General features: G+C 63.7%; 10 protein-coding genes. 4 read left to right on the top strand and 6 right to left on the bottom strand.

Annotated elements, in window-relative coordinates:
- Nucleotide 1: 1 nt before the first annotated feature.
- The 5 genes from ABIB95_RS21940 to ABIB95_RS21920 form a co-directional block, all read right to left on the bottom strand.
- Nucleotides 2–1,180, bottom strand: coding sequence for an ABC transporter permease (locus ABIB95_RS21940; protein ID WP_063980960.1), 1,179 nt, complete (start codon nucleotides 1,178–1,180; stop codon nucleotides 2–4).
- Entirely contained in the window at nucleotides 1,180–2,289 is a 1,110-nt protein-coding gene (locus ABIB95_RS21935) for a microcin C ABC transporter permease YejB (RefSeq protein WP_028148358.1), read from the bottom strand. The genes ABIB95_RS21940 and ABIB95_RS21935 overlap by 1 nt, the downstream gene beginning before the upstream one ends.
- Before the next feature lie 2 nt (nucleotides 2,290–2,291).
- Nucleotides 2,292–4,178 (bottom strand): extracellular solute-binding protein, encoded by a 1,887-nt coding sequence (locus ABIB95_RS21930; protein WP_354242094.1) that lies wholly within the window; start codon nucleotides 4,176–4,178, stop codon nucleotides 2,292–2,294.
- 14 nt (nucleotides 4,179–4,192) lie between these two features.
- Complete coding sequence (locus ABIB95_RS21925) at nucleotides 4,193–6,094, bottom strand: extracellular solute-binding protein (protein ID WP_354242091.1); 1,902 nt, start codon at nucleotides 6,092–6,094, stop codon at nucleotides 4,193–4,195.
- Nucleotides 6,095–6,306: 212 nt separating this feature from the next.
- Complete coding sequence (locus ABIB95_RS21920) at nucleotides 6,307–6,861, bottom strand: c-type cytochrome (RefSeq protein ID WP_071916710.1); 555 nt, start codon at nucleotides 6,859–6,861, stop codon at nucleotides 6,307–6,309.
- 219 nt (nucleotides 6,862–7,080) lie between these two features.
- Between ABIB95_RS21920 and ABIB95_RS21915 the strand changes: the two genes are divergently transcribed.
- Both ABIB95_RS21915 and ABIB95_RS21910 read left to right on the top strand, forming a co-directional pair.
- The gene (locus ABIB95_RS21915) at nucleotides 7,081–7,821 is read left to right on the top strand and encodes a 3-deoxy-manno-octulosonate cytidylyltransferase (RefSeq protein ID WP_354242089.1); all 741 of its coding nucleotides are present in this window, start codon (nucleotides 7,081–7,083) and stop codon (nucleotides 7,819–7,821) included.
- A gap of 21 nt (nucleotides 7,822–7,842) precedes the next feature.
- Nucleotides 7,843–8,703 carry a prephenate dehydratase gene (locus tag ABIB95_RS21910; protein ID WP_354242086.1) on the top strand — a complete coding sequence of 287 codons (861 nt, stop codon included), beginning with the start codon at nucleotides 7,843–7,845 and terminating at the stop codon, nucleotides 8,701–8,703.
- A gap of 123 nt (nucleotides 8,704–8,826) precedes the next feature.
- Here ABIB95_RS21910 and ABIB95_RS21905 read toward each other — a convergent pair whose 3' ends face one another.
- A complete protein-coding gene (locus tag ABIB95_RS21905; RefSeq protein WP_354242083.1) occupies nucleotides 8,827–9,840 on the bottom strand; it encodes an LLM class flavin-dependent oxidoreductase in 1,014 nt (337 codons plus the stop codon).
- 399 nt (nucleotides 9,841–10,239) lie between these two features.
- On the opposite strand from ABIB95_RS21905, the gene metF reads away from it, so the two are divergent.
- Both metF and metH read left to right on the top strand, forming a co-directional pair.
- Entirely contained in the window at nucleotides 10,240–11,181 is a 942-nt protein-coding gene (metF, locus tag ABIB95_RS21900) for a methylenetetrahydrofolate reductase [NAD(P)H] (protein ID WP_354242080.1), read from the top strand.
- A 6-nt stretch (nucleotides 11,182–11,187) separates the two neighbouring features.
- Nucleotides 11,188–15,042: a methionine synthase gene (metH, locus tag ABIB95_RS21895; RefSeq protein ID WP_354242077.1), complete on the top strand. Its 3,855-nt coding sequence runs from the start codon at nucleotides 11,188–11,190 to the stop codon at nucleotides 15,040–15,042.
- Nucleotides 15,043–15,470: the final 428 nt, after the last annotated feature.

The following is a 15,470-nucleotide window of genomic DNA, read 5'->3' as shown; positions in this document are numbered from 1 at the left end:
CTCACTTGAACGTCTTGCGCGGATCGAAGGCGTCGCGCACGGCTTCGCCGATGAAGATCAAGAGCGACAGCATGATCGCGACCGAGAAGAAGCCGGAGAAACCCAGCCAGGGCGCCTGCACGTTGGATTTGCCCTGCGACAGCAGTTCGCCGAGCGACGGCGAGCCGGGCGGCAGCCCGAAGCCGAGGAAATCGAGGGCCGTGAGCGTCATGACCGACGAGGAGACGATGAACGGAAGGAACGTCATCGTCGCGACCATCGCGTTCGGCAGCAGATGCTTGAACATGATCACGGCGTTCGACACGCCGAGGGCGCGCGCAGCCTGGATGTACTCGAAATTGCGCCCGCGCAGGAATTCCGCGCGCACGAGCCCGACCAGCGACACCCAGGAAAACAGGAGCAGGATGCCGAGCAGCACGAAGAAGCCAGGCACGAGCACCGACGAGAGGATCAGCAAGAGGTAGAGCGAAGGGATCGCAGTCCATATCTCGATGAAACGCTGGAACAACAGGTCGACCCAGCCGCCGAAATAGCCCTGCACCGCGCCGGCAGCGATCCCGACAACGGAGGAGACAATGGTCAGGCACAGGCCGAACAGCACCGAGATGCGGAAACCGTAGATCAGGCGCGCAACGACGTCGCGGCCCTGATCGTCGGTGCCGAGCCAGTTGTATTCGAGGTCGCGGCAGCTCTTGAGGCCCTTCTTCTCGACGACAGGCTTGCACTGCGCCTCGGTCAGCATCCAGGTCGGCGGCGACGGCGCCGGCGTCGGCAGGTCGAGATTGTGGGTGTCGTAGGAATAGCGGATCAGCGGCCAGACGATGCTGCCGCCCTTGTCCTTGATCAGCTTCTGCAAATAGGGATCGCGGTAGTCGGCCGCCGTCTCGAAGTCGCCGCCGAAGGTCGTCTCGGAATAGGTGACGAAGGCCGGCCAGTAGAGATGGCCGTCGTACTTGATCAGGAACGGCCGGTCATTGGCGATCAGCTCGGCAAACAGCGACACCACGAACAGGATCATGAAGATCCAGAACGACCAGTAACCGCGCCGGTTCGCCCTAAAATTCTGCCAGCGCCGCCGGTTGAGCGGCGATGGCACGAACGGCTTGCGCGTGATCGGCACAGCATCGCCGAGCGGCGACTTTGCGGTGGTTTCGATCGGGGTCGGGGCGGTCAGTGTCATCAGACCTCCCGTGCCTCGAAATCGATCCGCGGATCGATCCACATGTAGGTCAGGTCAGAGATGAGGTTGATCACGAGGCCGACGAGCGAAAAGATGAAGAGCGTGCCGAACACCACGGGATAGTCGCGGTTGAGAACGCTCTCGAAACTGAGCAGTCCGAGCCCATCCAGTGAGAAGATGGTCTCGATCAGAAGCGAGCCCGAGAAGAAAGCGTGAATGAAGGTGCTGGGAAAGCCCGCGATCACGATGAGCATCGCGTTGCGGAAGACGTGGCCATAGAGCACCCGATTCTCGCTGCAGCCCTTCGCGCGCGCAGTCATCACGTATTGCTTGCGGATCTCGTCCAGAAACGAGTTCTTGGTCAGGAACGTCATGGTGGTGAACGCGCCGAGCCCCATGGCGATCAGCGGCAGCGTCAAATGCCAGAAGTAATCGATGATCTTCCAGTACCAGGGAAATTGCGACCAGCCGTCCGACGTAAGTCCGCGCAATGGAAACCAGTTGAAGAACGAGCCTCCGGCAAACAGGATGATCAGGAGGATCGCGAACAGGAAGCCGGGAATCGCATAGCCGAGCACGAGTACGCTCGACGTCCAGGTATCGAAGCGCGTTCCGTCCTTGACCGCCTTGCGGATGCCGAGCGGAATCGAGATCAGGTAGGTCAGCAGCGTCAGCCAGATGCCAAGCGAGATCGAGACCGGGAGCTTTTCCTTGATCAGCTGGAGCACGCTGACATCGCGAAAATAGCTGTTGCCGAAATCGAAGCGGGCGAAATTCCACACCATCAGCGCGAAGCGTTCGGGGGCCGGCTTGTCGAAGCCGAATTGCTTCTCCAGCTTCTTGATGAAGTCAGGGTCCAGGCCCTGCGCGCCGCGATATTTCGAATTGATGGCATCGCCACCAGCGCCCAGCTGACCGGGCGCGCGCTGAGCAAAATCACCGCCGCCCGAGATGCGCGAGCTGCCGCCGGTGTCGGCGCCCGAGAGCTGCGCGATGACGCGCTCGACCGGGCCGCCCGGCGCGAATTGCACGACGACGAAGGAGACGAAGAGGATCCCGAGCAGGGTCGGGATCATCAGGAGGATGCGGCGGGCGATATAGGCGCTCATGATTATTTCGCCTGCTCGAGCTTGGCCGCCTTGGCATTATCGTGCCACCAGATTTCGGGAGCGCCGACGCCGTTGGCGTAACGTGGCAGCTTCTGCGGATGAGCGAATTGGTCCCAATAAGCGAGCCGGTGCGTCTTGTTATACCATTGCGGCACCCAGTAACGGCCGGCGCGGAACAGGCGGTCGAAGGCGCGGCAGGCGACGGTCAAATCCTCGCGGTTGTCAGCCGCCATGATCTTCTCGATCATGGCATCGATCGCCGGGCTGGCGACGCCCGCAAGATTGTACGAGCCCTTGGTTGCCGCGACCTGCGAGGAGAAGAACGATCGCATCGCGTCGCCCGGCGTCGCCGACATGCTGAAACGCTGGATCGTCATGTCAAAGTCGAAATCTTCCTGGCGCGCCTTGTGTTGCACGGCATCGACGAGGCGCACGCTCGCTTCGATACCGAGCGTGCCCAGGTTCTTGATGTAGGGCGCGTGGTGCGGCTGGAACGAAGGCTCGTCCAGCAGGAACTCGATCCTGAAGACCTCACCATTCGGCAGCACCCGCTTGCCATCCTTGATCGGCATGCCAGCCTCGGTCAGAAGTTGCTGAGCCCTGCGCAACAAGCTGCGATCTTGGCCGGAGCCGTCCGAGATCGGAGGCGTGAACGGTGCGGCGAACACTTCGTCGGGCACCTGGCCGCGAAACGGCTCCAGCAGCTTCAGCTCTTCCGGCGACGGAGGCCCATTGCTTGCCATGAGGTCCGAGTTCTGGAACGGCGACACGGTGCGGGCATAGGCGCCGTACATGATGGTCTTGTTGGTCCATTCGAAGTCGAAGGCATTGATCAAGGCCTCGCGCACGCGCGGATCTTTGAACTTGTCGCGTCGCGTGTTGATGAACCAGCCCTGTGCACCGGACGGCGTGTCGTCGGGGACCACCTCCATCTTGACGCGCCCGTCCTTCACCGCCGGAAAGTCGTAGCGCGTCGCCCAGATGCGCGAGGTGAATTCCTCCCGATAAAGATAGTTCTTGCCGGTGAACCCCTCGAACGCGACATCGCGATCCCGATAGAATTCATAGCGCACGACGTCGAAATTGTAGCTGCCGCGGCAAACCGGCAGGTCGGCGGCCCACCAGTCCTTGACGCGCTCATACTCGATATAGCGGTTGACCTCGAACTTGCCGACCTTGTACGGACCCGAGCCGAGCGGGATATCGAGTGACGTTTCGTCGAAGGCGCGCGACGCATAATACGTTTTCGAGAAGATCGGCAGGCTCGCGACATAAAGCGGCACGTCGCGGGCGCGCCCCTTGGCGAAGGTCACAACGAGCGTCGCGTCGTCGATCGCTTCCGCACTAACCATGTCGCGCATCTGCACGATGATCAGCGGATGTCCCTTGGTCTTCAGCGATGTCAGCGAAAACGCCGCGTCGTGGGCGGTGAGCTTGCTGCCGTCGTGGAATTTCGCCTCGGGCCGCATGGTGAAGCGATAGACCAGCCTATCAGGCGATATCCGCACGGATTTGGCGGCAAGGCCGTACATTCCATCAGGCTCGTCATTTGCACGCGCCATCAGCGGCACAAACGTCATGTCCATGCCTTGCGCGCCGTCACCCTTCAGGATGAAGGCGTTGAGCGAGTTGAAGGTCTGGTAGGACTGGTTGTAGGCCCGCACCGAGGGAATGAGCGAGAACGTGCCGCCCTTCGGCGCATCGAGATTGACATAGTCGAAATGGTGGAAGTCGGCGGAATATTTGAGATCGCCGAACGCCGAGATACCGTGCGCCTCGATCCCCGCCTCCGATGCGCGTGCGCCGGGCAACATCAGCGCGCCGAGGGACGCACCGAGAGTGCCGCCGACACCCAAGACCAGCACATGGCGGCGTGACATCTGCGTCATGCGGGGGATGTCCTTCACGACTTCTTTGCGATCCGTGCCGCCTTGTCTGCGTCGTACCACCAGATGAACGGGAAGCCGGACTGACCGTATTTGGGCAATTCCGCCGGTCGGCCGAAGCGATCCCAGCGCGCGGTGCGGATCTTCGAATAGGTCCATTGCGGAACGACGTAGTTATTCCACAGCAGCACGCGGTCGAGCGCTTTGGTTGCCGCGACGAGATCGTCGCGACCCGTGGCGTAGATCAGCCGCTCGATCAGCTTGTCGACCGCCGGATTCTTGATGCCGGCAATATTGCGCGAACCAGCGATGTCGGCCGTCTTGGACGACCAGAACTCGCGCTGCTCGTTGCCGGGCGACTGCGACTCGCCCCATGAGTTGGTGACGACGTCGAAATCCCAGTCCCGAGTCCTGTTCTCGTATTGAGTCGGGTCGACCGTGCGCACGCTGACCGCGATGCCGAGTCGTTCCAGCGACGGCTTGTAGAACAGCGTGACCCGCTCGAAGCTCGGATCCTGATTCAGCAGCTCCAGGGTGAACTGCGCACCGGTCTTGACGTCGACCAGCTTGCGGTCGCGCACCTCGTAGCCGGCCTCCTTGAACAGGCGCAGCGCCTCGCGAAGATTGTCGCGCACGGCTTCCGGACTGCCGCCGACCGGATTGGTGTAGGCCGTCGTGAACACTTCCGGCGGGACCTCGGCGCGGACGGTCTCGAGGATCTCGAGCTCTTTCCCCTGCGGCAACCCGGTCGCCATGAGCTCGTCGATACCGTCGAAATAGCTGCTGACGCGCTTGTACTGACCGTAGAAGATCTGCTTGTTCATTTCCTCGAAGTCGAACGCATAGTTGAGCGCGCGACGGACGCGAGGATCTTTGAATTTGGCGCGGCGCAGGTTCGGCACGAAAGCCTGCATCACACCCGAGCTGCGATTGGCGAACTCCTCGAGGATCACCCGCTTTTCGGTCACGGCCGGGAAGTCGTAGGCTGTCGCCCAGTTCTTCGCACTGTTCTCGGTGCGCCAGTCCACCTGATCGGCCTTGAAAGCCTCGATCGCCACGGTGGCATCGCGGAAATACTCGTAGCGCATCTCGTCGAAATTGTTGCGGCCCACATTGGTGGCGAAATCGCGCCCCCAATAATCCTTGACGCGCTCCAGCGCGATCGACCGTCCCGCCACGAATTCCTTGACCTTGTAGGGGCCGGAACCGAGCGGTATTTCGAGCGTGGTCGCGGAGACATCGCGCTTGCGGCCCTGCGCGTCGGTCCCCTCCCACCAATGCTTCGGCAAAACCGTGAGCTGCCCGACGATCTGCGGCAGTTCGCGGTTGCCCGGTGCGTCGAACACGAACTTCACCTCGCGCTCGCCGACCTTCTCGGCCTTCACCACATGGCTGTAATAGGCCGAGTACATCGGGTGATGCTTCTTGAAGGCATCCAGCGAGAAGATCACGTCGTCCGCAGTGACCGGCTTGCCGTCATGCCATTTGGCCTGCGGCCGCAAACGATAGGTGACGAAGGAAAAGTCGGCCGGGTGGCTGACGGCCTCGGCCAGCGCGCCGTATTCGGTCGAGACTTCGTCGAGCGAGGGCGTCGTGAGGGATTCGTAGATGAACGCGACGGCACCGGCGACCTGCCCCTTCACTCCCGCCACTACGATATTGAAATTATCGAAAGTGCCGACGGCGATCTGGCGCGCGACACCGCCTTTGGGCGCTTCCGGATTGACGTAATCGAAGCGCTTGAAGTCGGCGGGATATTTGACCTGTCCGAACAGCGACAGCGCGTGGCGCCAGGGCGCCTCACTGGCGGATTGCGCCGCGGCCGTGCCGATGACGGGAAGGCCCCCTACGGAACCGAGGGCGGGGAGCGCTACGGCAGCAGTGCCGGTGAGCAGGAGATCGCGTCGGGTAATGGCCAAATCAACATTCCTGGTCTTGAAGGAGGTTACCCCTTTAAGTGCTCAATATAGGCGAGGTTTCGACGGAATATGTTGCTTTTTCCTCATGTTGGAAGCCCGGGCGGCCCAGCGGATGCGGCCAAACGCCCCGATAAACTCACCGCGAGGCCCGGATAAGCGAACGGCCAGGCTTTTCAGCCTGGCCGCACATTCAAGATCGGTTTTTGACGGCCTTACTTCGACGCCGTCGGGATCGGCTGAGGATGCTCTGACAGCGAATTCAGATAGGCGATGACGTCGGCGCGCTCGGAGTCCTTCGGGATGCCGGCGAAGCCCATCGCGGTGCCCGGGATGAAGCCCTTCGGGTTGGCAATGAACTTGTTGAGATCGTCGAACGACCAGGTGCCGCCCTTGGCCTTCATGGCGGCTGAGAAGTTGAAGCCGTTGCGGCCCTCGCCCCTGGCTTCGCCGACGACGCCATAGAGGTTCGGACCGACGCGATTCGGGCCGCCCTTCTCGAAGGTGTGGCAGGCGCCGCACTTCTTGGCAGCCGAAGCGCCCTTTTCGACGGAAGCGGTCTGGAGCAGCTTTTCGATCGGCTCGGAGGGCGCAGCAGCGGCGCCACCTTCCTTGCCGTGGCCGGCATCTTCCTTCACGGCGATCTCGAAACCAGGCTTCGCCAGCGGCTTCGGTGTGAACAGCGCCTGGGCGGCAAAGCTCGTCACAAGCAGAATGAGACAGGTGCCAAGCACGGCACCGAGGATCTTGTTCAGTTCGAAAGAGTCCATTTCCGGCCAGGCCCCACACCACAGTAAGGAAATAGCGGCCAAGCGGCCGCCAGGACGAGCCTCGGGAGAATCAAACGTTCCTTGTTGTTTCCCCGAGTTTTGCCATTGAGATATCGGTTTGCCCGGGGTCTGGCAACCCGTATAAGCGACCCGGCTTTCAGCCCGTCCCCACCCCATTTCTCGACGCGGAAAACCTCTCGTTTCCAGGCCCTTGACCCGATGATCGATCCCCGCATCCTGGTGCTGATCCCCGCCCGCATGGCCGCCACCCGCCTGCCGGGCAAGCCGCTCGCAGACATCGCGGGCCTGCCTATGATCGTGCACGTGATGCGGCGGGCAGAGGCCGCCGGCATCGGCCGGGTCGCGGTCGCGACCGATACGGACGAGATCGCCTCCGTGGTCACCGCCCATGGCGGCGAAGCCGTGATGACCCGCCCGGAGCACCCCTCTGGCTCGGACCGCATCCACGAGGCGATGCAGAAGCTCGATCCCTCACGCAAGGCCGAGATCGTGGTCAATCTCCAGGGCGATTTCCCGACCATCACGATCGACAACATCCGCGAGGTGCTGCCGCCGCTGCAAGATCCGGCCGTGGACATCGCGACGCTGGCCTCGCAGATCCTTACCGAGGAGGAGGACCTCGCGCCGAGCGTTGTAAAGGCGATCGGAACCTCGCTCGGCGGGAAACGCATGCGCGCACTTTATTTCACCCGCGCGACCGCGCCGACCGGCGACGGACCGCGCTACCACCATATCGGCCTCTACGCCTATCGCCGCGCCGCGCTGGAGCGCTACGTCTCGCTGCCGCCATCCCCGCTGGAATTGCAGGAGAAGCTCGAGCAGCTCCGGGCGCTGGAGGCCGGGATGCGGATCGACTTCACCATCGTCGATACCGTGCCCCGCGGGGTCGACACGCCGGCGGACCTGGAGACCGCCCGCAGCATCCTTTCCAAATCCTGAGCCGCTGTTACAAGGCCGATCATGAGCAAGCTGAAAATCGCATTCCAGGGCGAACCTGGGGCCAATTCCCACATCGCCATCGTCGAGGCCTATCCCGACGCCGAGCCGATGCCCTGCGCCACCTTCGAGGACGCGCTGTCGGCGATCTCGTCGGGCGAGGCCGATCTCGGCATGATCCCGATCGAGAATTCGGTCGCCGGCCGCGTCGCCGACATCCATCATCTGCTGCCGGCCTCCGGCCTCTTCATCATCGGCGAATGGTTTCTGCCGGTCCGCCATCAGCTGATGGCGGTGAAGGGGACCAAGCTTGAGGACATCAAAAGCGTCGAGAGCCACGTGCATGCGCTCGGCCAGTGCCGGCGCATCATCCGAAAGCTCGGCGTCAAGCCGATCGTGCACGCCGACACCGCCGGCAGCGCCCGCGACATTTCCGAGCGCAACGACAAGGCCGTCGCCGCGATCGCCTCGCGGCTTGCGGCAAAAATCTACGGTCTCGACATTCTGGCCGAGGACATCGAGGACGAGGCGCACAACACCACGCGCTTCGTAGTGCTGGCGCGCGAGCCGAAATGGGCAGCGCAAGGCTCCGGCCCGCTGGTCACGACTTTTGTATTTCGCGTGCGCAACTTGCCCGCCGCGCTCTACAAGGCGCTCGGCGGCTTCGCCACCAACGGCGTCAACATGACCAAGCTCGAAAGCTACATGGTCGACGGCAATTTCTTCGCCACGCAGTTTTATGCCGACGTCGACGGCCATCCTGATGACAAGGGGCTCGCCTTCGCGATCGAGGAGCTGAAGTTCTTCTCGCGCGAATTCCGCATCGTCGGCGTGTATCCGGGACACCCCTTCCGCGCGACGTTCAGCGAAACGCAGCAGGATTGATTGCGTGTCCCGGACGCGCGAAGCGCGAGCCGGGACCCAGGGGCCGCAATTCACAGAACTTCGATGGGCCCCCGCTCTGCAGCGCATCACTGCGTGCTGCGCAGCGTCCGGGGCACGAGACCATTACGCCGCTGCTCTTAGCCCGAACGCGTCCGCCAGCAGCGAATACGACTTCTTCCGTGCGTCGTGATCGTACACGGCCGTAATCACCATCAGCTCGTCCGGTTTGCTCGCATCGATCAACGGCTGCAGTTTCTTCTGCACCGTCGCCGGATTGCCGACGAAGAGGCGCGAACGGTTGCGCGAGATCGAAATGCGCTCGGCGTCCGTATAGGGATAGGCCAGCGCCTCCTCGACACTCGGCAGCGGCAGATATTGCCCGCGGTCGCGGCGCAGGCGGTTGAGATCGAACGAGGTGGCGAGCTTTTCGGCCTCCTCATCCGTGTCGGCCGTGATGACGGCGACGGCGAGGATCGCGCGCGGGCTCGCGCTCCAGGCCGAGGGCTGGAAACGGTTGCGGTAATGCACCATCGCATCGATCGCGTCATGGGATGCGAAGTGATGGGCGAAGGCGAAACCCATGCCGACCTGCGCCGCGAGCTCCGACGAATAGTCGCTGGAGCCGAGCAGCCAGATCGGCGGCAGCTTGGTGTCGTCGGGCATCGCGACGACGTTGTGGTAGGGGTGGCCCGAGGGGAATTCGCGGGTCTCCCACAGAATCAGTTCGTGCAGCCGCTCCAGGAAGTCGTCGCCCTCGCGGCGGTCGAGCCGGCTGCGCAGTGCGTAGGCCGTGGCGCCGTCGGTGCCGGGGGCGCGGCCGAGACCGAGATCGATGCGGCCGGGAAACAGCGCCTCCAGCATCTTGAAGCGCTCGGCCACGACGAGCGGGGCGTGGTTGGGCAGCATCACCCCGCCGGAGCCGACGCGGATGTGCTTCGTCACCGCCGCGATCTGCCCGATCATCACGTCGGGCGCCGGGCTCGCCACCGAAGCGAGGTTGTGATGCTCGGCGAGCCAGTAACGGACATAGCCAAGCCCATCGACATGGCGCGCCAGATCGATGCTGTTGCGCAGCGCCGCGGCGGGTTTTGTACCTGTGGTGACGACGGAGAGGTCGAGAACTGAGAGCGGGATCATGGCGCGCTAAGGTAGTGAAGGCCGGCGCGGCGGCAATGGGCAGACTGCGCAGGTCTGGCGTGTGCGGGCCGCGAACCCGCACGGCAGCGCCAGTTGAGGCGATGGGACAAGACTTGTCGTGGCAACACCATCTTCACACTGCCCACGCCCCTTACTTGCTTCTGCTCGCCGCCAAAACCGTTTCAATTTGTTGATTTATATAACATTTTGTTAGATCTACGCACTTCCCACTCACACCCTCATCCGTTCAATATTTCCACCGTTACTGATGAAAGTGGGCTACTTCCCATCCCCGATGGGCTGTCGAGTGCGACCGCTTTGGCTTATCTTGCCCACATCCAATCGAGACCTGACTGCCGGCCGCCGAAAGCCGGACGAGCCCCTGGAGTGAGTGGTGCCATGACTGATCTGACGACGCCTGCCCGAGCCGAAGGGCAAGACGGGCACCTCCAAAACGGGCACCTCTCCTCGAAGCGGCCTGCGATCTCCTTCGAGTTCTTTCCGCCCAAGACGGAGGAGATGGAGCGCAATCTCTGGGAGACCATCAACCGGCTCGCCCCGCTCGACCCGAAATTCGTCTCCGTGACCTACGGGGCCGGCGGCTCGACCCGCGAGCGCACCCATTCAACCATCACCCGCATCCTCAAGGAGACCGCGCTGCTGCCGGCCGCGCATTTGACCTGCGTCGGCGCCTCGCGCGGGGAGATCGACGAGATCGTCGACCGCTATCACGAGGTCGGCGTCCGCCACATCGTCGGCCTGCGCGGCGATCCCGCCGGCGGCATCGGCACGCCCTATTCCAGCCATCCCGACGGCTACCAGAGTTCTGCCGACCTCGTTGCGGGCATCAAGAAGCGGCACGGCGACATCGAAGTGTCCGTGTCCGCTTATCCCGAGAAGCACCCTGAAGCGCGCGACTTCGACGCCGATATCGACACGCTGAAGGCCAAGGTCGATGCGGGTGCGACGCGCGCGATCACGCAGGTGTTCTTCGATAACGACCTCTACTTCCGCTATCTCGATCGCGTCCGTGCCCAAGGCATCGACATTCCGATCGTGCCCGGCATCATGCCCATGCACAATTTCAAGCAGGCCCGCAATTTCGTCACCCGCGCCGGCACCTCCGTGCCGGATTGGCTGGCGGAGAAATTCGACGGCCTCGACGACGACGCCGAGACCCGCAAGCTGGTGGCTGCGACGGTTGCCGCCGGCCAGGTGCAGAAGCTGGCGAAGCGCGGCGTCGACACCTTCCATTTCTACACCATGAACCGCGCCGATCTCGTGTTCGCGATCAGCCATTTGCTCGGCATCCGCGCCAAGAGCGCGCAGAAGGCGGCTTAAGATAAAATGACCACTCCCGTTTCTCCCAAGCGAACTGCCCTGCTCAATGCCGCGCGCGAGCGCATCCTCGTGCTCGACGGCGCCATGGGCACGATGATCCAGAACCTGCAGTTCGACGAGGCCGCCTTCCGCGGCGAGCGCTTCAAGAATTTCCACCGCGACCTCCGCGGCAACAACGATCTGTTGATCCTGACCCAGCCGCAGGCGATCGAGGACATCCACGCCGCCTATTTGCGCGCCGGCGCCGACATCGTCGCGACCAACACCTTCTCGACGACCTCGATCGCGCAGGCCGATTACGACCTCACCGACATCGTCTACGAGATGGCGCGCGAAGGCGCCCGCCTCGCCGGCAATGCCGCTCGTCGCGTCGAGGCCGAGGACAGCAAGCCGCGCTTCGTTGCCGGTGCGATCGGCCCGACCAACCGCACCGCCTCGATCTCGCCCGACGTTTCCAATCCCGGCTACCGGGCCGTCACGTTCGACGATTTGCGCAAATCCTATGGCGAGCAGATCAACGGCATGCTCGACGGCGGTGTCGATCTGCTGCTGGTCGAGACCATCTTCGACACGCTGAACGCCAAGGCGGCGCTCTATGCGATCGCCGAAATCACCGAAGAGCGCGGCATCGACGTGCCGGTGATGGTGTCGGGCACCATCACCGACAAATCCGGCCGCCTGCTCTCCGGCCAGATGCCGGAAGCGTTCTGGAATTCGGTGCGGCACGCAAAACCCGTCACCATCGGCTTCAACTGCGCGCTCGGCGCGGAAGATCTGCGCGCGCACATCGCCGACATCGGCCGCGTCGCCGACACGCTGGTGTGCGCCTATCCGAATGCCGGCCTGCCCAACGAATTCGGCCAGTACGACGAGACCCCGGAATACATGGCGCGCCTGGTCGGCGAATTCGCGCGCGATGGCCTCGTCAACATCGTCGGCGGCTGCTGCGGCACCACGCCGGACCATATCGCGGCGATCGCGGCGGCCGTCGCCCCGCACAAGCCGCGTATCGTGCCGGAGATCGAACCGCGCCTGCGCCTCTCCGGCCTCGAGCCGTTCATCCTGACGGACGCCATCCCGTTCGTGAACGTCGGCGAGCGCACCAACGTCACCGGCTCCGCCCGCTTCCGCAAGCTGATCACCGCCGGCGACTACACCGCCGCGCTGCAGGTCGCCCGCGACCAGGTCGAGAACGGTGCGCAGATCATCGACGTCAACATGGACGAAGGACTTCTGGATTCAGAAGCCGCGATGGTGACGTTCCTCAACCTCGTCGCCGCCGAACCTGACATCGCCCGCGTCCCCGTGATGGTCGATTCCTCGAAATTCTCGGTGATCGAGGCCGGCCTGAAATGCGTGCAGGGCAAGCCGGTCGTCAACTCGATCTCGATGAAGGAAGGCGAGGAGAGGTTCATTCACGAGGCCAAGATCGCCCGGCGCCATGGCGCAGCCGTGGTGGTGATGGCGTTCGACGAAGTCGGCCAGGCCGATACGTTCGCGCGCAAGACCGAGATCTGCAAGCGCGCCTACGACATCCTGGTGGACCGCGTCGGCTTCCCGCCGGAAGACATCATCTTCGATCCGAATATCTTCGCGATCGCGACCGGCATCGAAGAGCACAACAATTACGGCGTCGACTTCATCGAGGCGACGCGCTGGATCCGCCAGAACCTACCGCACGCGCATATTTCCGGCGGCGTCTCCAATCTGTCGTTCTCGTTCCGCGGCAACGAGCCGGTGCGCGAGGCGATGCACTCGGTGTTCCTGTATCACGCCATCAAGGCGGGCATGGACATGGGCATCGTCAATGCCGGGCAGATGATCGTCTATGACGACATCGACGCCGAGCTGCGCCAGGTGTGCGAGGACGTCATCCTCAATCGCGACCCCGGTGCGTCCGAGCGCCTGCTGGCACTTGCGGAGAAATTCCGCGGCAACAAGACCCAGACCAAGGAAGCCGATCTCGCCTGGCGCGAATGGCCGGTGGCGAAGCGGCTGTCGCATTCGCTGGTGCATGGGATCACCGAGTTCATCGAAGTGGACACCGAGGAGGCCCGCAAGGCATCCAAGCGTCCGCTCGACGTGATCGAGGGACCGTTGATGGCCGGCATGAACGTGGTCGGCGACCTCTTCGGCGACGGCAAGATGTTCCTGCCGCAGGTGGTGAAGTCCGCCCGCGTGATGAAGCAGGCGGTGGCGTGGCTGATGCCGTTCATGGAGGAAGAGAAGGCGCGCAACCTCGCCAACGGCATCGGCACCGAAGGCTCCTCGTCCGCCGGCAAGATCGTGCTCGCGACCGTCAAGGGCGACGTCCACGACATCGGCAAGAACATCGTCGGCATCGTGCTCCAGTGCAACAATTTCGAGGTCATCGACCTCGGCGTGATGGTGCCGGCAGCCAAGATCGTCGAGACCGTGAAGGCGGAGAAGGCCGACATCGTCGGGCTATCAGGCCTGATCACGCCCTCGCTCGACGAGATGGCGTTCTTCGCCGGCGAATTGCAGCGCGAAGGTTTGAAGCTGCCGCTGCTGATCGGCGGCGCCACCACGAGCCGCGTGCACACGGCGGTCAAGATCGACCCGAGCTATCGCGCCGGTCCCGTCGTGCATGTGAATGACGCAAGTCGCGCCGTCGGCGTCGCCTCCTCGCTGCTCTCGCCCGAGAAGCGCGAGGCTTACGCCGCCGAGGTGCGCGCCGAATACGCAAAAATCTCGGACGCGCATCTGCGCGCGCAGGCGGACAAGAAGCGCCTGAAGCTCGCGGCCGCGCGCGCCAACCGCGTGCCGGTCGACTTTGCCAAGAACAAGCCGGTGAAGCCGACCTTCTTGGGCACCCGCAGCTTTGACGAATACGATCTCGCCGAGCTCGTGCCCTATATCGACTGGACGCCGTTCTTCCAGACCTGGGAGCTCGCCGGCCGCTTCCCCGCCATCCTCGACGACGCCAAGGTCGGCGAGGTCGCGCGCTCGCTCTATGACGATGCGCGCAAAATGCTCGACCTGATCGTCAAAGAAAAATGGTTCAGGGCGCGCGCCACCGTCGGCTTCTGGCCGGCGAATGCGCAGGGCGACGACATCGTGCTCTACGCCGACGAGAGCCGGACCAAGACGATCGCGACGCTGCACACGCTGCGGCAGCAGCTCGAGAAGCGCGAGGGCCGGTTCAACGCGGCGCTCGCCGACTTCGTCGCGCCCGTTGGTGCCGGTGTGCCCGACTATGTCGGCGGCTTCGTCGTCACGACCGGCATCGGCGAGGACGTGGTCGCCGACCGCTTCAAGATGGCCAACGACGACTACTCCTCGATCCTGTGCAAGGCGCTGGCCGACCGCCTCGCCGAGGCCTTTGCGGAACGCATGCACGCCCGCGCGCGCCGCGAGTTCTGGGCCTACGCGCCGGACGAAGCACTCTCCTGCGACGATCTGATCCTCGAAAAGTACCAGGGCATCCGTCCAGCGCCGGGCTATCCCGCGCAACCCGATCACACCGAGAAGGCGACGCTGTTCGAGCTGCTCGATGCGGAAGCCACTGCCGGCGTGAAGCTGACCGAGAGCTTTGCGATGTGGCCGGGCTCCTCCGTGTCCGGGCTCTATTTCGCGAACCCCGAGAGCTATTATTTCGGCGTCGGCAAGATCGAGCGTGACCAGGTCGAGGACTATGCCGCACGCAAGGGAATGACGGTGGCGGAAACCGAGCGCTGGCTCGCGCCGGTGCTGAACTACATCCCGTCGCAGCAGACCGACAAGGCCTTCGTGGCAACGCCCGCGAACGACGAGACGTCGAAGGACCTCGCCTCGCATCCGCCCGGCTGCACCTGCGCGGTGCATCTCGTCTGGCAGAAGAAGCGCGCGGGGGCGGGGTAGGCCCGCCTTCGCTTCCCAGCCCGCCTTCGCTTCCCAAGACTAAAAAGTGAAAAACAACCCCATGCACAGTAGAGGTGGGGTTGAAAGGCTTGAAGAATTTCGGTCTTACCGAAACGACTTGCTCCGTCGGGCAAAACACCGGTAATATTCCATCATCGCCTGCCATGCCGATGGTTGCCACACGTGCGGTCCCCATCCTCCCCTGGAGGTCGAGGATCGGTTCGGATGCAGCGAAGCGGAAAGCGGACCGAGGTGGCGTGACGGTCTCTCCGCGTTGAACACCACCCGTGTTGAGAGGTGGCCCCCCCCCCCCCCCCCCCCCGGGCGGCCCCCCCCCCCCCCCCGCGGGGGGGGGGGGGGCCGGGCCGGCGGGGGGGGCGGGCGCGGGCCGCGCAAACCACGGGCCCGGCCGGGCCCCGCCCCAACCC

This window comes from Bradyrhizobium sp. LA2.1, assembly GCF_040547725.1.
GTDB classification, from domain to species: Bacteria; Pseudomonadota; Alphaproteobacteria; order Rhizobiales; family Xanthobacteraceae; genus Bradyrhizobium; species Bradyrhizobium barranii.
Note: the sequence above shows the minus strand (reverse complement) of the source record. Positions and strands in the feature narration are given on the sequence as shown.

Bases quoted from the DNA above. Each gene is read 5' to 3' on its own strand.
- ABIB95_RS21940 (WP_063980960.1), bottom strand. From the start codon at position 1,180: ATGACACTGACCGCCCCGACCCCGATCGAAACCACCGCAAAGTCGCCG.
- ABIB95_RS21935 (WP_028148358.1), bottom strand. From the start codon at position 2,289: ATGAGCGCCTATATCGCCCGCCGCATCCTCCTGATGATCCCGACCCTG.
- ABIB95_RS21930 (WP_354242094.1), bottom strand. From the start codon at position 4,178: ATGACGCAGATGTCACGCCGCCATGTGCTGGTCTTGGGTGTCGGCGGC.
- ABIB95_RS21920 (WP_071916710.1), bottom strand. From the start codon at position 6,861: ATGGACTCTTTCGAACTGAACAAGATCCTCGGTGCCGTGCTTGGCACC.
- ABIB95_RS21915 (WP_354242089.1), top strand. From the start codon at position 7,081: ATGATCGATCCCCGCATCCTGGTGCTGATCCCCGCCCGCATGGCCGCC.
- ABIB95_RS21910 (WP_354242086.1), top strand. From the start codon at position 7,843: ATGAGCAAGCTGAAAATCGCATTCCAGGGCGAACCTGGGGCCAATTCC.
- ABIB95_RS21905 (WP_354242083.1), bottom strand. From the start codon at position 9,840: ATGATCCCGCTCTCAGTTCTCGACCTCTCCGTCGTCACCACAGGTACA.
- metF (WP_354242080.1), top strand. From the start codon at position 10,240: ATGACTGATCTGACGACGCCTGCCCGAGCCGAAGGGCAAGACGGGCAC.
- metH (WP_354242077.1), top strand. From the start codon at position 11,188: ATGACCACTCCCGTTTCTCCCAAGCGAACTGCCCTGCTCAATGCCGCG.